We start from the raw sequence: 20,905 nt of genomic DNA, 5'->3' as shown, positions 1-20,905 counted from the left end.
TGTGAACTTCGCCAACCAGCATTTCACTTTTTAGCAGGAGCAAGACCGTGACTGATCTCTATGAAAACCCCATGGGCCTGATGGGCTTCGAGTTCATCGAATTCGCCTCGCCGACGCCCGGCTCGCTCGAGCCTGTGTTCCAGATGATGGGCTTCACCAAGGTCGCCAACCACCGTTCCAAGAACGTGGCGCTGTACCGCCAGGGCGCGATCAACATCATCCTCAACAATGAGCCTCACAGCGAAGCGTCCTACTTTGCTGCCGAGCACGGTCCTTCCGTGTGCGGTATGGCGTTCCGGGTCAAGGATTCGCAACAGGCCTACAAACGCGCGCTGGAACTGGGCGCCCAGCCCATCGAAATCGCCACCGGCCCGATGGAGCTGCGCCTGCCCGCGATCAAGGGCATCGGCGGCGCGCCGCTGTACCTGATCGACCGTTTTGGCGAAGGCACGTCGATCTACGACATCGACTTCGTGTTCATCGAAGGCGTCGAGCGTCATCCTGAAGGTGCAGGCTTACAGTTCATCGACCATTTGACCCACAACGTCTATCGCGGGCGCATGGCGTACTGGGCGAATTTCTATGAAAAGCTGTTCAACTTCCGCGAAATTCGCTACTTCGACATCAAGGGCGAATACACCGGCCTGACCTCCAAGGCCATGACCGCACCCGACGGCATGATCCGCATCCCTCTGAACGAGGAGTCGTCCAAGGGCGCGGGGCAGATCGAAGAGTTCCTGATGCAGTTCAACGGTGAAGGCATCCAGCATGTGGCGTTTTTCACCGACGACCTGATCAAGACCTGGGATCGCCTGAAAGCTCTGGGCATGCGCTTCATGACCGCACCTCCCGGCACCTACTACGAGATGCTTCAGGGGCGCATTCCCGATCACGGCGAGCCCGAGGCCGAGTTGCAGTCCCGCGGCATCCTGCTGGACGGCACTTCAGAGGGCGGCAACAAACGCCTGCTGCTGCAGATCTTCTCGGAAACCCTGATGGGCCCGGTGTTCTTCGAATTCATCCAGCGCAAGGGCGATGACGGGTTCGGCGAGGGCAACTTCAAGGCGCTGTTCGAGTCGATCGAGCGCGATCAGGTGCGGCGTGGGGTGCTGACCACCGACTAATGCATCTGTAGGAGCGCGCTTGGTCTGGGCCGCATTCGGACGACGGCGGTGTGTCTGCGCCAAATGTGCAAACTGAAACACCGCGTCGCGGGCAAGCGCGCTCCTACAGGGCTCAGGCTTTTGGCATTTTCCCACCCATCCGCGCGCTGATCGCGCGGGCGGTGTGCAGCAGTTTCTGCGCAGCCTGGGCCTGATGCTCACCGGTAAACACCGACGCCGATCCCACCACCGTCACCACGCCCACCAGCTTGTTGCCCATGGCGAACACCGGGGACGACACCGCATTGACGCCGGCCATCAACAACCCGTGGATCTGGTGCACGCAGGTGGCGCGGATTTCCTCGACATGACGCTCCACTTCCTTGAGCTGTGCAGCCGACAGCAGAGCCGACTCCTGCTCGCGCAGGGCAGCGGTTTCGGCATTCGACAAGAAGGTGTCGAACACCTGCCCCGTGGAGGAGCCGAGCAACGGCAGCACCGAGCCGATCTGCGTGACCAGGGTCACCGCGCCCAGGGACTGCTCGACGTACACCACGGTCGGCCCTTTGTTGCCCCACACCGCCAGGAAGCAGGTTTCGTTGAGTTCGTCACGCAGGGCGATCAGCTCGGGGGCCGAGATCTTCAGCACATCCAGTTGGCTCAAGGCGGCAAGACCAACCTGCAAGGCCGAGCGCCCCAGCCGGTAATGGTTGGTGGTCGGATCCTGCTCGGCAAAGCCGCTGTCCACCAGTGCCTGAAGGTAGCGATGCACCTTGCTGGCCGGCATCGAGACGTGCTCGGCGAGCCTGGACAGCGAGGTGGCGGGCGCCAGTTCCGCCAGGGCCTTGAGGATGCCGACGCCGACTTCGGCGGACTGCACTTTCTGTTGGCGGGGAGCGGGGGCGGTTGCGGATGAATCGGTCATGAGCAGGGCGTGCGCCGGTCTGGAAAGGCTGCTTTATAGCTTGACCGTTGCTCAAACTCAAATTACGTTATGCGTAATGCATTTACGTATAATATTACGATCACTGTAGGAGCGCGCTTGCCCGCGACAGGGTCGTGACAGCCAGCACAGATGTCTCAGGTAAATCGCAATCGCGGGCAAGCGCGCTCCTACACGCCAGGGCCCCCAATAACAACAAGAGGTCAAGATGTTCACCAAACCCGCATCCGAGCCGCTGAAATACCAGACCGGCTTCGGCAACCAGTTCAGCAGCGAGGCGGTGCCGGGTGCGTTGCCGGCCGGGCAGAACTCGCCGCAGCGCCATCCCCTGGGCTTGTACGCCGAGCAGTTCTCCGGCACCGCGTTCACCGTGCCTCGCGCCGAAGCACGGCGCAGCTGGCTGTACCGCATCAAGCCTTCTGCGGCCCATCCGCAGTTCAAGCGCCTTGAGCGTCAGATCACAGGCCTTGAACAAGGCCCGGTGACGCCCAACCGCCTGCGCTGGAACGCCTTCGACATCCCCGCTGAACCCACCGATTTCATCGACGGCCTCATCGCCCTGGCCAGCACCAGCGCGGCGGATCAGGCCGAAGGCGTGAGCGTTTATGTCTACACCGCCAACCAGTCGATGCAGCGTGCATTCTTCAACGCCGATGGCGAATGGCTGCTGGTGCCGCAACAGGGCCGCTTGCGCCTGGTCACCGAGCTAGGCCTGCTGGACATCGAGCCGCAGCAAATCGCGGTGGTTCCCCGTGGCCTGAAATTCAGCGTGCAACTGCTCGACGGCACGGCCCGCGGTTACCTCTGCGAAAACCACGGCTGCACCTTGCGCCTTCCGGACCTTGGCCCCATCGGCAGCAACGGGCTGGCCAATCCTCGGGATTTCCAGGTGCCGGTCGCCTGTTTCGAAAACACTGAACAACCCACAGTGCTGGTGCAGAAATTCCTCGGCGAGCTATGGGCGGCGCAACTGGAGCATTCGCCATTCGATGTGGTGGCCTGGCATGGCAACAACGTGCCATACAAGTACGACCTGCGCCAGTTCAACACCATCGGCACGGTGAGCTATGACCACCCGGACCCGTCGATCTTCACGGTCCTGACCTCGCCGGGAGTTACCCACGGTCAGGCCAACATCGATTTCGTGATCTTCCCGCCGCGCTGGATGGTGGCGGAAAACACCTTCCGCCCGCCGTGGTTTCACCGCAACCTGATGAACGAGTTCATGGGCCTGATCGACGGCGCCTACGACGCCAAGGCCGAAGGCTTCATGCCCGGCGGGGTGTCGCTGCACAACTGCATGAGCGCCCATGGCCCGGACAACGCGACGGCGGAAAAGGCCATCGCCGCTGACCTTGCGCCACACAAGATCGAACAGACCATGGCTTTCATGTTCGAGACCGGCAAGGTCCTGCGCCCCAGCCGTCATGCCCTACACTGCCCGCAACTGCAAGGCGACTACGACGCCTGCTGGAACGGCATCGCCAGAACCTTCAAACCTCTGGACACGGATAACCAACGATGAGTACTTCCCTTCATGCCCGCAGCTGGGTGACCTCTGCCAACGATCACCCGGATTTTCCGCTGCAGAACCTGCCATTCGGGGTGTTCAGCGCCAGCAACCTCAGCCGGCGCGGCGGGGTGGCCATCGGCGACTGCATTCTTGACCTGCAAGCTGCGCTGGAAAGCGGCTGTTTCACTGGGCAGGCGCGGATTGCCGCCGAAGCCGCAGGGCGCGGGCAGCTCAACGACTTCTTCGCCCTGGGCGCATCGGCGCGTCAGGCGCTGCGCCTTGAACTGCTGCAACTGCTGGACGAAAGCACCCCGGCCCGCGAAGACCTGCTGCACTCCATGAACGCCTGCCAGATGCACCTGCCGGCGCAGGTCGGCGACTACACCGATTTCTACGTGGGCATCCATCACGCCACCAACGTCGGCAAGCTGTTCCGCCCTGACAATCCGCTGCTGCCCAACTACAAGTACGTGCCCATTGCCTACCACGGCCGGGCGTCGACGCTGTGCGTGTCCGGCACGCCGGTCAAGCGCCCGAGCGGTCAGACCCTGGCCCCAGGCGCTGAAGCGCCCACCTTCGGCCCGAGCAAGCGGCTGGATTACGAGCTGGAAGTCGGGGTGTGGATGGGGCCGGGCAACGAGACCGGCGAGCCTATCGGCATTGGCCAGGCGGGTGAGCACATCGCCGGCTTCTGCCTGCTCAACGACTGGTCGGCGCGGGATCTGCAAGCCTGGGAATACCAGCCGCTGGGTCCGTTTCTGTCCAAGAGTTTTGCCACCAGCATTTCACCCTGGGTGGTGACCAGCGAGGCGCTGGCGCGGTTTCGCAGCGAGCAACCGCAGCGGCCTGAAGGTGATCCGCGGCCGCTGGAGTACCTGTTCGATGAGCAGGACCAGGAGCAAGGCGCGCTGGACATCGAGCTGGAGGTGCTGCTGCTGACCGCGCTGATGAAAGAGCAGGGCATGGCCCCGCAACGGCTGGCGTTGAGCAACACCCTGAACATGTACTGGACGGTGGCGCAGATGGTCACCCATCACAGCGTCAACGGCTGCAAGTTGCAGCCAGGGGACCTGTTCGGCACCGGCACCCTGTCCGGTCCGCAGCAGGGGCAATTCGGCAGCCTGCTGGAAATCACCGAAGGCGGCCGGCACTCGGTAGAGTTGCCGAGCGGCGAGACGCGCAAGTTCCTGGAGGCGGGGGACGAGGTGATTCTCAAGGCACGCTGCCGTCGCGATGGTGAGGTCAGCATCGGCTTTGGCGAGTGCCGCGGGGTGATTCTGGGCTAGTGTCGATCTGGCGATTACCCCGCACTGTAGGAGCGCGCTTGCCCGCGACGGCGGTGTGTCAGCCGATTCATCCGGCACAGGCACACCGCCGTCGCGGGCAAGCGCGCTCCTACAAAAAGCAGTATGCGTTCGTGCCCGCAGCAGTGAGCGTTAACCTCGGATAAATCCTTCGACCAACGACCCTGTTCTCGGCAAAAACCGCCCCTGCCGCTCACCCTGCACCTTGCCCTGGGCATAACTCAAATGCCCGTTCACCCACACCCCGTCGATGCCTTCGGCGGCGCGTTTGGGTTCCTTGAAGTCCGCCACGTCGCGCACCGTTTCAGGGTCGAACAACACCAGGTCGGCCCAATAGCCTTCACGCACGAAGCCGCGCTCGTGCAGGCCAAAGCGGGTGGCCGTCAGCCCCGTCATCTTGTGAATGGCGGTGTGTAACGGAAACAGTCCCAAGTCCCGACTGAAATGCCCAAGCACCCGAGGGAACGCACCCCACAGGCGAGGGTGTGGGAAAGGATCTTCCGGCAGGCCATCGGAGCCGATCATCGACAGGGGATGTTTCATGATGTTCTGTACGTCGTTTTCATCCATCCCGTAATACACCGCCCCAGCCGGTTGCAGCTCTTTCGCAGCGTCAATCAGCGACAGGCCCCAGTCGGCGGCGATGTCTTTCAGATCGCGCCCGCCCTGATCCGGGTGCGGCGTGGACCAGGTAATGGTGATGCGAAACGCATCGGTGACCTGCTTCAAGTCCAGCGTCGAGGAACTGGCGGCATAGGGATAACAGTCGCAGCCTACCGGGTGGTTCTGCGCGGCTTTTTCCAGCGAGGCCAGCAGTTGCGGGCTGCGGCCCCAATTGCCGGCACCTGCGCATTTCATGTGGGAAATGACCACCGGCGAGCGCGCATGGCGACCGATGTCGAAAGCCTCGTTCATGGCCTCCAGCACCGGTTCGAATTCGCTGCGCAGGTGCGTGGTGTAGACCCCGCCAAATGCGGTCAACTCTTCGGCCAGTTGCTTGACCTCATCGGTTTCAGCCGAATACGCCGTGGCGTAGGCAAGCCCTGTTGAAAGCCCCAGCGCGCCGTCCTCCAGGCTCTCGCGCAGTTGCTCGCGCATCGCGCTGATCTCGTCAGGTCTTGCTGTGCGAAACAGATCGTCCAGATGATTGCTGCGCAGCGCCGTGTGGCCGATCAGCGCCGCGACGTTGACCGCCGGGCGGGCCTTGTCCACGGCCTGGCGATAATCACGAAAGCGCGGATAGGCAAAGGCCTTGGCCGGGCCGAGCAAGTTCATCGGGTCCGGCGGGTCGCCGGCCAGGGTCACGGGCGAGGCACTGATGCCGCAGTTGCCGACGATCACCGTGGTCACGCCCTGAGTGATCTTGGGCAGCATCTCGGGGTGGCGGATTACCACGGTGTCGTCATGGGTGTGAACGTCGATGAATCCCGGCGCGAGCACCCGGCCCGCCGCGTTGATTTCCTCGCTGGCGGACACCCCGTCAAGGTTGCCGATGCGCTGGATGCGCCCGTCGCGGATCGCGACGTCGGCGCGCACGGCGGGGGTGTCGCTGCCGTCGATCACCAGCGCGTCGCGAATGATAAGGTCGTAAAGCATGTCAGTCTCCAAGCGGCAGGCCGTCGTCACCGCCGCGATAGTCATCCAGGGCCAGTTTGATCCGGCGCAGGCGTTCCTGATTGTCGTCCGGGGCCAGCAGGGCGAGCTCGGTGGCCAGCACGTCGATGGTCAGCAACATGCCGTAGCGCGCCGCCGTGGGTTTGTAGATGAAGTTGGTTTCGGCGATCTGCAGCGGCAGCACCACGTCGGCAAGCTGCGCCAGCGGCGAGTCGGGCAGGGTGATGGCCAGGGTTTTCGCGCCGTAGCTGCGGGCCAGACTCACCACCTCCAGCAGCTCCGGCGTGCGGCCGCTCAGGGAGCAGACGATCAGGCTGTGATCGGGCCCCAGGGTCGCGGCGATCAGGCGCATCATCACCGGGTCCCGGCTGGCGGAAATGGGATAGCCCAGGCGCACCAGGCGGGTCTGCAATTCTTCGCTGCACAGGCTGGAGCAGCCGCCCATGCCGAAGCTGTGGAGCATGCGCGCCGGGGCAAGCAGGGCCACCGCCGCCTTGAATCGCGCGTCGTCGAAGCCTGCCAGGTGTTGGCGCAGGGTCGATTCGATATCGCCGACGATCTGGGTGAAGAACGCCGATTGCTCCGGCGCCTGTTCCGGGTTCAGAAAGCGGCTGCCAACACCACTGGCCTGAGCCAGTTGCAGGCGCAGGTCGCGCAGATCCTTGCAGCCGATGCTGCGGGCAAAGCGCGACAGCGTGGCGCTGCTGACTTCGGCGCGGCTGGCCAGCTCGTCGAGACTGGCGCTGGCGGCGAAGGCGACGTCGCTCAGGATCAGCCGGGCGATCCGGCCTTCGCCGGCGCTGAAGGAATCCTGGCGGGCGCGGATCTGGTAAAGAATGTCCACTCAGAGCACCTGTGCCAGACCGAGTGTCAGGACGAACGCGATCACCGAGATCAGCGTTTCCAGGACCGTCCAGGTCTTGAAGGTTTGCGCCACTGTCATGTTGAAGTACTCCTTGATAAGCCAGAATCCGCCGTCGTTGACGTGGGAAAAGATCACCGATCCGGCGCCGGTCGCCAACACCAGCAGCTCCGGATGCGGATAGCCCAGGCCCATGGCCACCGGCGCGACGATGCCCGAGGCAGTGGTCATGGCAACCGTCGCCGAGCCTGTCGCCACGCGCATCAAGGCGGCGAACAGCCAGCCCATCAGCAGCGGCGAGAGGTGGAAGTCCTGGGCCAGGCCGACGATCTCGTTGGTCACGCCGCTGTCCACCAGGATCCGGTTCAGCCCGCCACCGGCGCCGACCAGCAGGGTAATGCTGGCGGTTGGGGCCAGGCATTCCTGGGTGAATTTGAGAATTGAATCACGATTGAAGCCCTGCGCGATGCCCAGTGTCCAGAAACTCAGCAATGTCGCCAGCAGCAGGGCGATCACCGAGTTGCCGATGAACAGCAAGAAGCTGTTGAAACCGCTGCCCGGCGTGGAAATCAGGTTGGCCCAACCTCCCAGCAGCATCAGGAACACCGGCAGCAGAATGGTCGCCATGGTGATGGCAAAACCGGGCAGTTGCTTGCGTGGTTCGCGGTCCAGAAACTGCTTGGCCAGCGGGTTTTCATCGGGCAGGTGGATGTGCGGCACGATGAGTCTGGCGTACAGCGGGCCTGCGATGATCGCGGTGGGGATGCCGATCAGAATCGCATAGAACAGCGTTTGGCCGACGGATGCCTGATAGGCCTGCACCGCCAGCATGGCCGCAGGGTGCGGCGGAACCAGGGCGTGCACCACCGACAGGCCGGCGACCATTGGCAAGCCGACCATCAGGATCGAAACCCCGACGCGGCGGGCGACGGTGAAGGCAATCGGCACCAGCAGCACGAAGCCGACCTCGAAGAACAGCGGCAGGCCCACCAGAAACGCGATGCAGACCATGGCCCAGTGGGCGTTGCGCTCGCCAAAACGGTCGATCAGCGTGCGCGCCACCTGCTCGGCACCGCCGGACTCGGCCATCATCTTGCCGAGCATGGTCCCCAGCGCCACCACCAGCGCGATGTGGCCCAAGGTCTTGCCGACACCGCCTTCATAGGAGGCAACCACTGAGGTGGCAGGCATCCCGGCCACCAGCGCCAGGCCGACGGACACCAGGGTGATGACGACAAACGGATTGAGACGAAAACGCGCGATCAGGACGATCAGGGCAATGATCGCGATGGCGGCATAAACCAACAGGGACAGGCCGGTAGACGGAGGCATGCAACGGTTCCTTGCAGAGAAGTTGAGGTCAGCTGGCGGGCGGCGGGCAGTGTCAGTCCGGGCGCAAACCAGCGATGAAAACGGTCTCGGCAGTGGGTGTTGCAAAGGTGTTGCAGGGTGAAACGAGGGTCGATAGGCGACGATCACAGGCAGGCATTGTTTTTATCTCTGATTTCGTGATGAAAATTAAATTACACGAAAATCGATAAAAATAGAAATATATGAAAATAACTTTCTCTCAGGCGGGTCCGGCTTGCCGGCGTCGGCGATCTTGAGGGCGCCATCGCGGGCAAGCGCGCTCCTACAGGGCTGAGGTCAGCCACACCCGAAGCAGCATGGCTTGCCGGCGGGAGCGCTCTCAAGAACGGCATCGCGAGCAAGCTCACTCCTACAGGGTTGAGGTGAACACACCCGTAGCAGTCCGGCTTGCCGGCGTCGGCGATCTTGAGGACGCCATCGCGAGCAAGCGCGCCGCTCCTACAAGGCTGGCGCAAGACCTGTAGGAGTGAGCTTGCTCGCGATCGCGGCGGCCCTGAAGACATTTGTGGCGACTGACACACCGCCATCGCGGGCAAGCGCGCTCCTACGGCGGGCGGTGACCACACCCGTAGCAGTCCGGCTTGCCGGCGTCAGCGTCCGCTGAACCGCTCCCGGTACGCCTGTGGCGTTACGGCCACCGCTCGCAGGAAGCTGCGGCGCAGGGTCTCTTCGGTGCCGAAGCCGCAGCGGTCGGCGATGCGTTTTATGGGCAGGGCGCTGTCGCCGAGCAAGCGCCGCGCTGCCTCGACCCGCAGCTGCTCGATGGCCCGGGCCGGGGTGTTGCCGGTGTGGGCGCGGTAGTGGCGCACGAAGCTGCGTTCGCTCATGCCCACTTGCGCCGCCAGGCTTGCGACCGACAGGTCGGCGGCCAGGTTATCGAGGATCCAGGCGTGCAGGTCGCCGAAGCGGCTGTCCTGGCTGCGGGTGGCGTGTTGCATCGACAGCGCGGTGCTGAACTGCGACTGCCCGCCAGGGCGTTTCAAAAACACCACCAGTTGCCGCGCCACTGCCAGCGCGGCGTTGCGCCCAAGGTCGGCTTCGACCAAGGCCAGCGCAAGATCGATCCCCGCCGTGACGCCAGCCGAGGTCCACAGTTTGCCTTCATTGATGAAAATCGGCTCAGGGTCGACCGTCAGCGCGGGATAGCTGCGCGCCAGGTCTTCGCAACTGTCCCAGTGGGTGACTACCCGGTGGCCGTCCAGCAACCCGGCCTCGGCCAGCAGAAACGCGCCGGTACAGACCGACGCCAGGCGCCGGGCGCTCGACGCCTGATGCCGAACCCAGTGCAACAAATCCTGATCCTGCAAGGCGACGTGAACACCCCAGCCGCCTGCGACGATCAAGGTATCGGACGCACCTTCGGGCAATGGATGACTGTGCAAACCCAGCCCGGCCGAGGATTCCACCCTGCCATTCTCCCGCGCAATAACGCTGGGCGAGTAGGGCGCCGGCAAGCCCTGTTCAGTTGCATGCACGTTGGCCGAGGCGAACACCTGCAGGGGGCCTGTAACGTCGAGCAGTTGCACGTTGGGGAACGCCAGAATATGGATAGGCCGGGCGTTGGTGGACATGGCGGCGCCTCACAGGAATTGGCGGAAAGTGTGGGTGATATGGCGTATCCGCCAGAGCCTATCTGGCTACAGTGAATTCGTCCAACCCACGCAATGCGAACAAGGAGCGATTTCCATGACCCTGCACATCGGCCTGCTGGTATTCCCCAAGGTTCAACAACTGGACCTGACCGGCCCCTACGACGTTTTCGCGACCATGCCGGGTGTCACCGTGCACCTGTTGTGGAAAGACCTCGAACCCCTGCAATCGAGTACCGGCCTTGCATTGGTGCCGACCGCCACCTTTGACGACTGCCCGGATCTGGACGTGATTTGCGTGCCCGGCGGGATCGGCATCAACGCGTTGCTTGAAGACGCCCAGACCCTGGCCTTCATCCAGCGCCAGGCGGCCAATGCGCAGTACGTCACTTCGGTGTGCACCGGGGCGCTGGTGCTCGGCGCGGCGGGCCTGCTCAAGGGCAAGCGCGCAACCACACACTGGGTGTCCCATGGGTTGCTGGAAAAATTCGGGGCAATTCCGGTCAAGGAGCGGGTGGTGCGTGACGGCAACCTGATGACCGGTGGCGGTGTCACCGCGGGCATCGATTTCGCCCTGACGCTGATCGGCGAGATCTTCGATGCGCAGAAATCCCAGACCATTCAGTTGCAGCTGGAATACGCCCCGGCGCCCCCGTTCGATGCCGGTCGCCCGGAATCCGCGCCTGCCGATGTGCTGGCGATTGCCAGCGAGCGTGCAGCGGCAGGGCTTGAGGAACGGCGGCAGATCGTCGAGCGGGTGGTGGCGGCCAGTCGTTAAACGGGCTTGGGGTTGGCGGGGATTTCGTACCAGCACAGGAACAGGTCCAGCGCCGACTCCACCACCGATTGCTGTTTTTCCGCGCTCAGCAGGGGCTCGTTGAGGGGCACCTGCGGCCAGAACGCGAACGCCTTGAGCAAGGCGTGGATCTGCGAGGCGGCAAAGCCCGGCTCGACGTCTTTCAGGCGTCCGTCCTGCTGGGCGCCGCGCACCCAGATGGTGAAGGTTTCTTCGCGCTGGTTCAGGCGGCTGACCCAGGCCTGGGCGCGTTCGGGGGAGTGAATCGTCGCGCCGATGGCCACCCGCGCCAGGTCGATAAAATTACTGTCACCCAAAGTCTTCATCTTGGTGTTGAGCAGGTCGCGCAATTGTTCACGCAAGGGCACCCCGGGGCGGTAGATATCCTCGGACTGGGCCGTGGCCTTGGCCCACAGGCGCTGAAGCATCTCGGCGAACAGCTCTTCCTTGCTCGGAAAGTGGTTGTACACCGTGCGCTTGGAAACTTCGGCCCGCGCTGCGATGCGGTCCATGCTGGTGACCTCGAAACCGTTGTCGCGAAACTCGGCAATGGCTGCCTGCACAATGGATTCACGTTTTCGGTCGGTCAGTCGCTGGGGGGCAGTCATGGCATCGCTTCTAGAAAATGGCACAGGTCGGAACCTGGCCCGACAAGAAAATTACACCGAGTAGTTTACTTCTCTTTGAGGATCGTGCAAGCTTGAAACTACACTGTGTAGTGTAAAGCGCTGTAACAACTTCTCGCTTACTTCTTCCCGAAGAATGCAACATTCTGCGATGCGTCCGCCGTCGCAGAAATCTCCACCCGTTTCATGGAGTCAGCACATCATGGCCTCGATCGAAAAGAACCTCGAACAAGCTCCCTCGTTGCCGGTCCTGTCCCGCCGGGATGGCCGCTATTTCAATCACAAGCCGATGCAGCGCGCAGGCTTCCTGAAAACCATGCGCATCTTCTGGAACGCGATGGTCAACAAACCCCGTCACACCCGTCCGGTGGGGGAGATTCCGGTTCAGCCGCTGTCTCGCCAGCAATTGCTGGCCGCGCCGAACAACACCGTGTATCGCCTGGGCCATTCGACTGTGCTGCTCAAACTGCGCGACCAGTATTTCCTCACTGACCCGGTGTTCGCCGAGCGTGCCTCGCCGATCCAGTGGGCAGGGCCGCAGCGCTTTCACCAGCCGCCGATCAGTCTGCATGAGCTGCCGCCACTGAAAGCGGTGATCCTGTCGCACAACCATTACGACCATCTGGACCACATGACCATCGGCGTGCTCAAGGACAAGGCCGAGCATTTCATCGCGCCGCTGGGGGTGGGTGACACCCTGATCGAGTGGGGCGTGCCGGCCGAGAAGGTGCAGCAACTGGACTGGTGGCAATCCGCGGAAATCCACGGCATCCGCTTCGTCGCCACCCCGGCCCAGCACTTCTCCGGCCGTACGCTGCGTGACGGCAACCAGACGCTGTGGGCTTCCTGGGTGATGATCGATGGCGAGCAGCGGATCTTCTTCAGTGGCGACACCGGTTACCACGCAGGCTTCAAGCTGATCGGCGAGCAATACGGCCCGTTCGACCTGACGCTGATGGAAACCGGCGCCTACAACGTCGACTGGCCCGATGTGCACATGCAGCCTGAAGAAACGCTGCAGGCGCATATCGATGTGCGGGGCAAATGGCTGCTGCCGATTCACAACGGCACCTTCGATCTGGCCATGCATGCCTGGCACGAACCTTTCGACCGGATCCTGGCACTGGCCTGGGACCGCAGCATTTCCATCACCACTCCGGAAATGGGCCAGCCGTTCTACATCGACTACCCAAGCCGTGGCGAGGCCTGGTGGATGAAGGTCGAGAAAGCGGTCGAAGCCCCGGCGCCGCGTCGCTGTGGACGGCGCTGCAATCGCCAGCAGGTGGCAAGCCGCGGCTAGGCCCGCATTTGCCGGATCAGCATCAGGGCTTCCTCCTTGAACAGCGGTTGCTTCATACGCTCTGCAAGTAACGCGACTTCACGTTCGCGTTCGCAGCCGATCACCGCGGCCACCTTGCCCTGTTTGCACAGCAGGGCCAGGAAGTCGAAGGATTCCGGTTCGCCCAGATAGACCTCATCGTCCCAGTCGTCTGCGTGGCCGAGGTAGTCCAGGCGCTTGCCGAAGTGGAAGGTCCAGAAGTACGGCACGTCGGTGTAATGCTGATTGCCGCCGAGCATGTTGCTGGCGGCGATACGTGCCTGTTGCTGGGCCAGGCGCCAGTGTTCGATGCGTTGCGTAGCGCCGTTCATGGGGAAGGTCGCGATATCACCCGCCGCCCACACGTCCTTGCCTGCCAGCATGCCGCTGTTGACGGCCAGCGAGCCGTCTTCTTCCAGCTGCAGACCATCGATGAACTGCGTGGCGGGCCCGACCCCGATGCCGATCAAGGCCAGGTCCGCCGGCAACTTCTCGCCATTGTTCAGCACCGCTCTCTCCAGGCGCCGGCTGCCCTTGTGAATATTGCCCTCGAAGCGTGTGACTTCCACGTGGGTGCGGAACAGCACCCCGTTGGCTTCGTGCAGCGTACGAATGGCCTTGCCGATCCGTTCGCCGAGCTGGGCGGCGAACGGGATTTCATGGCGAGCGATCACCGTCACTTCAACCTTGTGCTTGCGCAGGGCCGAGGCCGCTTCCAGGCCAATGAAGCTGTCGCCGACGATCAGCGCGTGGCTGCCCGAGGGAGCGGCGGTCAGGATCTTCTTCGCGTCGCCGCGGCTGCGCAGGGTCAACACCTGCGGCAGGTCGGCGCCAATCAGCGGCAGCGTGCGCGGTTCGCCACCGCTGGTAATCAGCGCGGCGTCGTAGTCGAAACGACGGCCATCGGCCAGGATCAGCCGCTTGTTGACCACGTCCAGCTTCATGACTTCGCCATGGATGCGTTCGATACGGTTGTCCTGGTAATAGATTTCCTTGCGCAGCGGTGGGGTCTCCTCGGGCTGCATCTCGGCCGAGAGCACGAATTTGCTCAGCGCGGTGCGGTCGTAGGCGGGGTGGCGTTCGCGGTCGATCAACAAAAGCTGGCCGTTGAAGCCGTTGTCGCGCAGGGCACACACAGCAGCCGTGCCCGCAGCACCGGCGCCGATGACCACGAAGCAGCGGTTGTCGAACGGCAATTGGCGGTACGTCGAGTGCGCAGGGTGCTCCTCGACGTGGATCTGGTCTTCGATGATCTGCACCGGGTAGCGCACCAGCGCATCCAGCGCCGGCGGCTCGCACAGGCTGCCATCCTCGATGGCGAATTCGGCCTTGTGCCATGGACAGATCAGATGCCCGTTGCACACCGCGCCATCGGCCAGCGGCGCGCCGGCATGAGGACACTCGGCCTGGTAGGCGCGCACCTCGTCGGCATGGCGAACCAGCACGACCTTGATGGCGCCAACTGCAACCTGAATGCCGCGATCTTGACGAAGATCGGCCAGGCTGGCGACTCGATGCATAGCCATTTCACATTCTCCCAGGCTTTCTTTTGGGAGTCGGTGGGTCTGGCAGAGGTTCAGTAAATCTCAGCGCACCAATCCCAATCGTTCATGCCACTCGGCAATCGATTCCTCTGGATACTGCTCGAATTGCTGATCCTTGGGCCCGGCCTGTACCTCGACCCACGAGGCCTTGGAGTCCAGCAGCAGGTGCGTGTGCTCGGGCGGGGTGGGCAATGGCGTGTCGATGGCGCTGGCGAAGGGGTGAATCAGCTCCGGCCACTCGGGGCTGAACAGCCACAGGCCGCTGCCGCAGTGCTTGCAGAAATGTCGCTCGGCGCTGCTGGTGCCGACGTGGTGCTGCTCGTCGTCGCGCATCTTGGCGTGGTAGATCGCGATGCTGCTCTTGCCCTTGACCTTCAGGCTCTTGGCGTCGCCGCCCAGATTGATCGAGTAGCCGCCACCGCCCTGGGTCTTGCGGCAGATCGAGCAATAGCAACGTTGATAAGGGTAGGGGTGGGCGCTGGTCAGGCTGAATTCCACCGCGCCGCAATGGCAGGAACCTTCCAGGTGCATGGCGTTTTCTCCAATCGGGAATGACAGACTCTTAGGTCTAGACCTCAGCCCTCCTTCAGGTTCGAAGTTTTTTCTCGAACGGGTGTTCGCTTTATTCATTCGAGCAGCCCTAAAGAAGCGGCTGGCCGCGTCGATAGGTGTGGGTTGTACGATGACATCTGTCACCACTACCCTCTAAAAACAACGAGCCTACGGTCATGAACCTACGCAACCTGACCATCGCCCGCCGCGCGGGCCTTGGATTTACCCTGATTTCCCTGCTTGTCGCCGTGCTGGGCTGGTTCGCCCTGAGCCAGATGTCCACGATTCGCCAGAGTGAGGTGGCGGTAGAGAGCAACTGGGTGCCGAGCATGCGCCTGGTCAATGACATCCGCGAAGCCATGCTGCGCATTCGCACCATCTCCCTGCGCATGGCGCTGGACACCGACCCCAACAACGTCAGCGTGTACAGGGGCCAGATGGACGCCCGCTCCAAGGTGCTGAACGAGAAGCTGACCAGCCTCGACACTTACATCGACACCCCCGAAGAAAAGGTGTTGTACGACAAGTTTCGCAACACCCTGGGCGATTACCAGCGCGGCCTGAGCCAATCCTTCGTGCTGGCCCAGAGTGGCGATCTGAAGGCGCTCAATACCTTGCTGCTGGTGGACATGAAAACCGCCGTGGACAACTCCGGCTCGCAACTGGGTGATCTGGCGGACTTCTACACCCACAGGATCGAACTCGAAGGCACGGCGGCCCAGGCCCAATACAGCCAGTCGCGCACGGTGGTGCTGGTGTTCGTGTTGATCGCGGCGCTGTCCACCGTGGTCCTGGCGCTGTGGCTGACCCGCAGCATCATCCTGCCGCTGGAAGATGCGGTGACCGCCGCCGAGTTCGTGGCCAAGGGCGATCTGACCCATGACATTCGCGTCGAAGGCAAGGACGAAGTCACCCGCCTGCTGCGCGCCCTGCAACAAATGCAGAACAACCTGCGCAGCACCCTGAGCCTGATCGGCAGTTCGGCGAGCCAGTTGGCGTCGGCAGCCACCGAGCTGAATTCGGTGACCGAAGACAGCCATCGCGGCCTGCATCAGCAAAATGCTGAAATCGAGCAGGCCGCCACCGCCGTCAACGAGATGACTTCGGCAGTGGAGGAGGTGGCGCGCAACGCGGTGTCCACCTCCCAGGCGTCCAGCGAGTCCAACGACGCCGCGCAGGATGGCCAGGCGCGGGTGATCGAAACCGTGACCTCGATCCAGAACCTGTCCAGCAACGTGCAGCAGACCTCGGTGCTGGTGCAGAACCTGGCCGATCAGTCCCAGGACATCGGCAAGGTGCTGGACGTGATTCGCTCCATCGCCGAGCAGACCAACCTGCTGGCGCTCAACGCGGCCATCGAGGCGGCGCGGGCTGGTGAGTCGGGCCGTGGCTTTGCGGTGGTCGCCGATGAGGTCCGCGCCCTGGCCCATCGCACCCAGCAATCGACGCTGGAGATCGACAAGATGGTGTCGACCATGCGCAGCGGTTCCAGCGAGGCGCTGGAGTCGATGCTGGTCAGCCGCAATCAGGCGTCCACGACCCTGGAACTGGCGCAGGGCGCTGGCGAATCACTGAACCGGATCACCTCGTCGATCAACCAGATTTCCGAACGCAACCTGGTGATCGCCAGCGCAGCCGAGGAACAGGCGCAGGTGGCTCGGGAGGTGGATCGCAACATCGTCAATATTCGCGATCTGTCGCTGCAGTCTTCGTCCGGGGCCAACCAGATCAGTGCGTCGAGCAATGAGCTGTCGCGTCTGGCGGGGGAGTTGAATCAGGTGGTGACGCGCTTCCGCGTTTAACGGCTCTCCCATTGTAGGAGCGCGCTTGCCCGCGACGGCGGTGTGTTAGCCACATCGTTGTCACAGGCACACCGCCGTCGCGGGCAAGCGCGCTGCTACACGGGCCTGCATAAACGTTTCATCTCATTCACTTGCCTGCGCCTGTCTTCGCCTTGCATCATGCCCCCGACCAATAATTCCTGGCGGGCCGAACCCGCCGACACGGCTGGAGAAAGGCAATGGATGATGTGAATGGTGGTGCAGGCAGCTGGCTACGCTCCCCGCTGCACAAGGGCTGGCTGGCTCAGGAAGGCCTGCGGTTGCTGGGGTTTGCCAAGGCCTCGCGTTTGCCCGAAGGCTTCGGTGCGCTGGATGATTTCGGCCGGTTGCCTGCCGACGCAGTCGCCGAAACCCTGATCACCGCCCGCATGACCCACAGCTTTGCCATGGCCCACATCAGTGGCATTCCCGGCTTCGCCGAACTGGTCGATCACGGCATCGCCGCGCTGGCCGGGCCGCTGCGTGATGCCGAGCACGGCGGCTGGTTCGACCGGCCCCAGGCGCACACCAGCAATACCGGCAAAGCCGCCTACTTGCATGCGTTCGTCGCCCTGGCGGCCAGTTCCGCCGTGGTTGCGCGACGCCCCGGCGCCCAGGCGCTGCTGGAACAGGCGATCCAGATCATTACCCAGCATTTCTGGAGCGAAGAAGAGGGCACGGTGCGTGAATCTTTCGCCCGCGACTGGAGCGAGGAAGAAAGTTATCGCGGTGCCAACAGCAACATGCACAGTACCGAAACCTTCCTCGCCCTGGCCGATGTGACGGGCGACGGGCGCTGGCTGGACCGTGCGCTGCGCATCGTCGAGCGGGTCATTCATCAACATGCCGCGAGTAACGATCATCAGGTGATCGAGCATTTCACTGCCGACTGGCAGCCGGTGCTCGATTACAACGCCGACCGTCCGGGGGATGAATTCCGCCCCTACGGCACTACCCCCGGTCACGCCTTCGAATGGGCGCGGCTGGTGTTGCACCTTGAGGCCGCGCGACAGAAAGCGCAGATGCCCACGCCATCGTGGCTGCTCGAAGATGCCCGCGGGCTGTTTGAAAACGCCTGCCGCTATGGCTGGGACGTCGATGGCGCACCGGGGATCGTCTACACCCTGGACTGGGAAAACCGCCCGGTGGTTCGCCATCGTTTGCACTGGACCCACGCCGAAGCGGCGGCGGCCTCGGCGGCGCTGCTGCAACGCACAGGCGAGCAGCAATACGAGACATGGTATCGCACGTTCTGGGAATTCAACGAGACGTTGTTCATCGACCGTGAACACGGCAGCTGGCGCCACGAGCTGAACCCGCAGAACCAGCCCAGCGCCGACATCTGGCCGGGCAAGCCCGACCTGTACCATGCGTACCAGGCGACGTTGTTGCCGGTCTTGCCACTGGCCGAGAGCCTGGCGACAGGGCTTGCGCACTACGCCTGACCTCAAGACCGCCCCCGCCGGCAAGCCGTGCTGCTACGGGGATGGTGTTGGCTGCGCGATCCGCTTCTGGCCGCAGGCCGTAGCAGCCGGGCTTGCCCGCGGGAGCGGTTTCAAGCCAAACGCTGTGTCACGCGAATCACCTGGCGGGCGATGTAGGCGCCGGTGACGATCACGCCGAACAGGCGCAGGGTCTGCATGGCCAGCACGAAGCCGACGTCGGAATGGGTGTCGATGGCGATGATCGCCATGGCGTCCAGGCCGCCGGGGCTGGTGGCCAGGTACACCGAGAGAAAATCCTTGCCCATCATCTCGGCGATGATCCAGGCGGAAATCGCGCACAGCAGGATCAGCAACAACGACCCCATGATCATTGCCGGAAGCCGCCGCCACACGTACCTGATGGTCGCCCGGTCGAAGCGCAACCCGATGTAACTGCCGATCGCACCGTAGGCGATCGCCAGCAGCCACGTCGGCATGGTGATCTGCAGCAGCCCGCTCAATTGCAGCGCGCCGCCCACCAACAGCGGCACCAGCAAGGCACCTGCGGGAAGACGACCTCCGAGGGTCACGCCGACCACGATCACCAGCAGGCTCAGCCCCAGGTTCAGCAGATTGACACCCTGCATCAGCGCATCGGTGCTGTGGGCCGCAGTGCCACCGCCCTCGACCCCGATCACCCGGCTGACCAGCGCGCCGATCATCACCACGCACACCACCCGCACGTACTGCATGGTCGCGACCACCCGCGAATCCGCGCCGTAATCCTCGGACATAGCCACCATCGCCGACGCTGCACCCGGCGAGGTGCCCCAGGCGGCAGTGCTGCCCTGAATCCCGCCCCAGCGGGCCAGAGCCACGCCCACCACCGCGCTCAAGGCGATGGTCAGAACCGTGGCGAACACCATCACGTGCCAGGATTGCATGGCCGTGAGCAGCACGCCCATGGTCATCGAATGGGCCACCAGCACACCGACCGTGCCCTGACCCAGGCGAAACACCTGCTTGTTCAGGCGAATCGTCGCGCCCGACACACCGAAGCCGATGGCGACCAGCATCGGGCCGAGGAACAGCGCCGCCGGCACGTTGAAATACTTGAAGGCTTGACCGGCACTACCGGCCAGGAGGATGAGCAAGGACCATTGCAGCAATGGGTGCAGACTTTCGAGGGAAAACGAGGCGGGGCGCGACAACGAGGATCTCCAGTGCATGGGCTTTTCCTGATGGAGTTCGTCCAATGCTCAGAAGTATCGACAGTTCAATCGATCAAGTCTATTTTCTAATAATCATGAATTGATAACTCTGGTTTATATATGGACCTGCGGGACCTGACCTATTTCGAAACCATCGCCGAGCTTGGCCACCTGGGCCGTGCTGCGGAAAAACTCAATCGCAGCCAGCCGGCGCTGACCAAGAGCATCCAGCGCCTTGAAGAGTCCTTTGGCACCAAGCTGTTCCAGCGCGACGGGCGGCGCATCAAGCTGACGCCGGTGGGGGAGCTGTTGCAGGCGCGGGGCAAGATGTTGCAGCAGAGCATCGCCCAGACCCAGCGCGAAGTGCGTGATTTCGCCAGCGGCGCGGTGGGTGAGATTCGCCTGGGTTGTGCCTCGACCATGGCCGAATACCTGCTGCCGGAGCTGACCGACGCGTTGCTCAAGCGCGCCCCGGACATCACCCTCAAACTGGTGATCGGCCAGGATGACATGCTGCGCGAGCAGCTGCGGTCAGGGCATCTGGACATGATCATCTGCGCCCAGCGCAGCGTCGAAGACGAGTTCGCCGCGCACCCGATCCTCACCGATGAAGCGGTGGTGATCGCCAGCCGCAATCATCCGATCTTCAACACGCCGTATCAGATGAGCGATCTGTGCGGTTATCGCTGGGTGCTGCCGCCACCGGGGGTATCGTCGCGAATCTGGGTCGATGAAGCCTTCGCCCGCCACAACCTGCCGCTGCCGGTGGTGCAGATCGAGGCCAACTCCATTTCGCTGTTGCCCAGGCTCATCGCCCAGACCAACCTGCTGAGTTTCATCGCCAGGGAAACCCTGGAATATGGCAAGAACATGCAATATCTGCGGGAAGTGCCGCTGCAAGCTACCACCATGGCGCGGACCATTTGCGTGATCCTGCGCCGCGAGGGCTACCTGTCGCCAGCGGCCCATGCCATGGCCCAGATGCTGCGCGACAACGGCGGCGCCTTTTTCAGCTGGGTGTGATCCGGGCAGGTTCTGGACTAACCTTGGACTATCGACAAGAGGAGAAATCGAAGATGCAGGTACAGCCACACACTTTCGGCAAGCACACTCTGGTGCCCTATTTTCTGAACGATGAAGACCACCATTTTGGTGGCGACCAGTCCCCGCTCAATGATTCGGACGCCGACGAAGACACCGAATCCCTGGAGGAACTGGATCTGGGTGATCTGAGGCTGGACGAGTTCGCCGACGCCGACAAGCTGGATATCGGGTCGTCGACGCTGGGTTAATACGCCGTCCACTTTCAGGGGCT

18 protein-coding genes and 1 pseudogene are annotated in these 20,905 nt (G+C 63.1%); 10 read left to right on the top strand and 9 right to left on the bottom strand.

The window, feature by feature from the left end; genetic code table 11:
• Positions 1-47 precede the first annotated feature (47 nt).
• Positions 48-1,124: a 4-hydroxyphenylpyruvate dioxygenase gene (gene hppD / locus ACIPO9_RS00935; RefSeq protein WP_400603659.1), complete on the top strand. Its 1,077-nt coding sequence runs from the start codon at positions 48-50 to the stop codon at positions 1,122-1,124.
• Positions 1,125-1,236: 112 nt separating this feature from the next.
• On the opposite strand, the gene ACIPO9_RS00930 is transcribed toward hppD, so the two are convergent.
• Positions 1,237-2,028: an IclR family transcriptional regulator gene (locus ACIPO9_RS00930; RefSeq protein ID WP_400778279.1), complete on the bottom strand. Its 792-nt coding sequence runs from the start codon at positions 2,026-2,028 to the stop codon at positions 1,237-1,239.
• Positions 2,029-2,254: 226 nt separating this feature from the next.
• Here ACIPO9_RS00930 and hmgA point away from each other — a divergent pair, with 226 nt between their 5' ends.
• Positions 2,255-3,571, top strand: a complete 1,317-nt coding sequence (gene hmgA / locus ACIPO9_RS00925; protein ID WP_400778276.1) for a homogentisate 1,2-dioxygenase — start codon at positions 2,255-2,257, stop codon at positions 3,569-3,571.
• Positions 3,568-4,845, top strand: a complete 1,278-nt coding sequence (fahA, locus tag ACIPO9_RS00920; RefSeq protein WP_400778273.1) for a fumarylacetoacetase — start codon at positions 3,568-3,570, stop codon at positions 4,843-4,845. Before hmgA ends, fahA begins: the two co-directional genes overlap by 4 nt.
• A gap of 150 nt (positions 4,846-4,995) precedes the next feature.
• Here the strand turns inward: fahA and ACIPO9_RS00915 are convergent, their stop codons facing one another.
• The 4 genes from ACIPO9_RS00915 to ACIPO9_RS00900 all read right to left on the bottom strand — a co-directional run bounded on the left by ACIPO9_RS00915 (position 4,996) and on the right by ACIPO9_RS00900 (position 10,281).
• The gene (locus ACIPO9_RS00915) at positions 4,996-6,459 is read right to left on the bottom strand and encodes an amidohydrolase family protein (RefSeq protein WP_400778270.1); all 1,464 of its coding nucleotides are present in this window, start codon (positions 6,457-6,459) and stop codon (positions 4,996-4,998) included.
• 1 nt (position 6,460) lies between these two features.
• Positions 6,461-7,321, bottom strand: coding sequence for a MurR/RpiR family transcriptional regulator (locus ACIPO9_RS00910; RefSeq protein ID WP_274131889.1), 861 nt, complete (start codon positions 7,319-7,321; stop codon positions 6,461-6,463).
• Complete coding sequence (locus tag ACIPO9_RS00905) at positions 7,322-8,671, bottom strand: gluconate:H+ symporter (protein ID WP_400778269.1); 1,350 nt, start codon at positions 8,669-8,671, stop codon at positions 7,322-7,324.
• Positions 8,672-9,300: 629 nt separating this feature from the next.
• Positions 9,301-10,281, bottom strand: a complete 981-nt coding sequence (locus tag ACIPO9_RS00900; protein WP_400778266.1) for a GlxA family transcriptional regulator — start codon at positions 10,279-10,281, stop codon at positions 9,301-9,303.
• A gap of 115 nt (positions 10,282-10,396) precedes the next feature.
• Here ACIPO9_RS00900 and ACIPO9_RS00895 point away from each other — a divergent pair, with 115 nt between their 5' ends.
• Positions 10,397-11,077: a DJ-1/PfpI family protein gene (locus ACIPO9_RS00895; protein ID WP_400778264.1), complete on the top strand. Its 681-nt coding sequence runs from the start codon at positions 10,397-10,399 to the stop codon at positions 11,075-11,077.
• On the opposite strand, the gene ACIPO9_RS00890 is transcribed toward ACIPO9_RS00895, so the two are convergent.
• Complete coding sequence (locus ACIPO9_RS00890) at positions 11,074-11,703, bottom strand: TetR/AcrR family transcriptional regulator (RefSeq protein WP_400778261.1); 630 nt, start codon at positions 11,701-11,703, stop codon at positions 11,074-11,076. The genes ACIPO9_RS00895 and ACIPO9_RS00890 overlap by 4 nt on opposite strands.
• A gap of 220 nt (positions 11,704-11,923) precedes the next feature.
• On the opposite strand from ACIPO9_RS00890, the gene ACIPO9_RS00885 reads away from it, so the two are divergent.
• Positions 11,924-13,021 (top strand): MBL fold metallo-hydrolase, encoded by a 1,098-nt coding sequence (locus ACIPO9_RS00885; RefSeq protein WP_400778258.1) that lies wholly within the window; start codon positions 11,924-11,926, stop codon positions 13,019-13,021.
• Here the strand turns inward: ACIPO9_RS00885 and ACIPO9_RS00880 are convergent.
• Positions 13,018-14,565 (bottom strand): FAD-dependent oxidoreductase, encoded by a 1,548-nt coding sequence (locus tag ACIPO9_RS00880; RefSeq protein WP_400778256.1) that lies wholly within the window; start codon positions 14,563-14,565, stop codon positions 13,018-13,020. The two genes, ACIPO9_RS00885 and ACIPO9_RS00880, sit on opposite strands and share 4 nt — an antisense overlap.
• 60 nt (positions 14,566-14,625) lie before the next feature.
• On the bottom strand, positions 14,626-15,114 hold the full coding sequence (locus ACIPO9_RS00875; protein ID WP_274131896.1) for a GFA family protein: 489 nt from the start codon (positions 15,112-15,114) through the stop codon (positions 14,626-14,628).
• Between the two features lie 197 nt (positions 15,115-15,311).
• On the opposite strand from ACIPO9_RS00875, the pseudogene ACIPO9_RS00870 reads away from it, so the two are divergent.
• From ACIPO9_RS00870 to ACIPO9_RS00860, 3 genes and pseudogenes are all read left to right on the top strand, one after another.
• Positions 15,312-16,079 (top strand): annotated as a pseudogene (locus ACIPO9_RS00870) (MCP four helix bundle domain-containing protein); the annotation flags it as partial.
• Positions 16,074-16,937 (top strand): methyl-accepting chemotaxis protein, encoded by an 864-nt coding sequence (locus ACIPO9_RS00865; RefSeq protein WP_400605140.1) that lies wholly within the window; start codon positions 16,074-16,076, stop codon positions 16,935-16,937. The pseudogene ACIPO9_RS00870 and the gene ACIPO9_RS00865, both read left to right, overlap by 6 nt.
• Before the next feature lie 218 nt (positions 16,938-17,155).
• On the top strand, positions 17,156-18,400 hold the full coding sequence (locus ACIPO9_RS00860; RefSeq protein ID WP_400778253.1) for an AGE family epimerase/isomerase: 1,245 nt from the start codon (positions 17,156-17,158) through the stop codon (positions 18,398-18,400).
• 110 nt (positions 18,401-18,510) lie between these two features.
• On the opposite strand, the gene ACIPO9_RS00855 is transcribed toward ACIPO9_RS00860, so the two are convergent.
• Positions 18,511-19,608: an AbrB family transcriptional regulator gene (locus tag ACIPO9_RS00855; RefSeq protein WP_400778251.1), complete on the bottom strand. Its 1,098-nt coding sequence runs from the start codon at positions 19,606-19,608 to the stop codon at positions 18,511-18,513.
• Positions 19,609-19,710: 102 nt separating this feature from the next.
• Between ACIPO9_RS00855 and ACIPO9_RS00850 the strand changes: the two genes are divergently transcribed.
• Entirely contained in the window at positions 19,711-20,613 is a 903-nt protein-coding gene (locus ACIPO9_RS00850; RefSeq protein WP_274131899.1) for a LysR family transcriptional regulator, read from the top strand.
• Positions 20,614-20,666: 53 nt separating this feature from the next.
• Positions 20,667-20,882, top strand: coding sequence for a hypothetical protein (locus tag ACIPO9_RS00845; protein WP_400778248.1), 216 nt, complete (start codon positions 20,667-20,669; stop codon positions 20,880-20,882).
• Positions 20,883-20,905: the final 23 nt, after the last annotated feature.

The sequence above is a fragment of the Pseudomonas sp. NPDC090203 genome (genome assembly GCF_044746765.1).
Lineage (GTDB): Bacteria > Pseudomonadota > Gammaproteobacteria > Pseudomonadales > Pseudomonadaceae > Aquipseudomonas > Aquipseudomonas putida_AD.
Note: the sequence above shows the minus strand (reverse complement) of the source record. Positions and strands in the feature narration are given on the sequence as shown.

Coding starts and splice junctions, on each gene's coding strand:
- ACIPO9_RS00930 (WP_400778279.1), bottom strand. CDS start 2,028: ATGACCGATTCATCCGCAACCGCCCCCGCTCCCCGCCAACAGAAAGTG.
- hmgA (WP_400778276.1), top strand. CDS start 2,255: ATGTTCACCAAACCCGCATCCGAGCCGCTGAAATACCAGACCGGCTTC.
- fahA (WP_400778273.1), top strand. CDS start 3,568: ATGAGTACTTCCCTTCATGCCCGCAGCTGGGTGACCTCTGCCAACGAT.
- ACIPO9_RS00915 (WP_400778270.1), bottom strand. CDS start 6,459: ATGCTTTACGACCTTATCATTCGCGACGCGCTGGTGATCGACGGCAGC.
- ACIPO9_RS00905 (WP_400778269.1), bottom strand. CDS start 8,671: ATGCCTCCGTCTACCGGCCTGTCCCTGTTGGTTTATGCCGCCATCGCG.
- ACIPO9_RS00900 (WP_400778266.1), bottom strand. CDS start 10,281: ATGTCCACCAACGCCCGGCCTATCCATATTCTGGCGTTCCCCAACGTG.
- ACIPO9_RS00895 (WP_400778264.1), top strand. CDS start 10,397: ATGACCCTGCACATCGGCCTGCTGGTATTCCCCAAGGTTCAACAACTG.
- ACIPO9_RS00890 (WP_400778261.1), bottom strand. CDS start 11,703: ATGACTGCCCCCCAGCGACTGACCGACCGAAAACGTGAATCCATTGTG.
- ACIPO9_RS00885 (WP_400778258.1), top strand. CDS start 11,924: ATGGCCTCGATCGAAAAGAACCTCGAACAAGCTCCCTCGTTGCCGGTC.
- ACIPO9_RS00880 (WP_400778256.1), bottom strand. CDS start 14,565: ATGGCTATGCATCGAGTCGCCAGCCTGGCCGATCTTCGTCAAGATCGC.
- ACIPO9_RS00875 (WP_274131896.1), bottom strand. CDS start 15,114: ATGCACCTGGAAGGTTCCTGCCATTGCGGCGCGGTGGAATTCAGCCTG.
- ACIPO9_RS00865 (WP_400605140.1), top strand. CDS start 16,074: ATGCAGAACAACCTGCGCAGCACCCTGAGCCTGATCGGCAGTTCGGCG.
- ACIPO9_RS00860 (WP_400778253.1), top strand. CDS start 17,156: ATGGATGATGTGAATGGTGGTGCAGGCAGCTGGCTACGCTCCCCGCTG.
- ACIPO9_RS00855 (WP_400778251.1), bottom strand. CDS start 19,608: ATGCACTGGAGATCCTCGTTGTCGCGCCCCGCCTCGTTTTCCCTCGAA.
- ACIPO9_RS00850 (WP_274131899.1), top strand. CDS start 19,711: ATGGACCTGCGGGACCTGACCTATTTCGAAACCATCGCCGAGCTTGGC.
- ACIPO9_RS00845 (WP_400778248.1), top strand. CDS start 20,667: ATGCAGGTACAGCCACACACTTTCGGCAAGCACACTCTGGTGCCCTAT.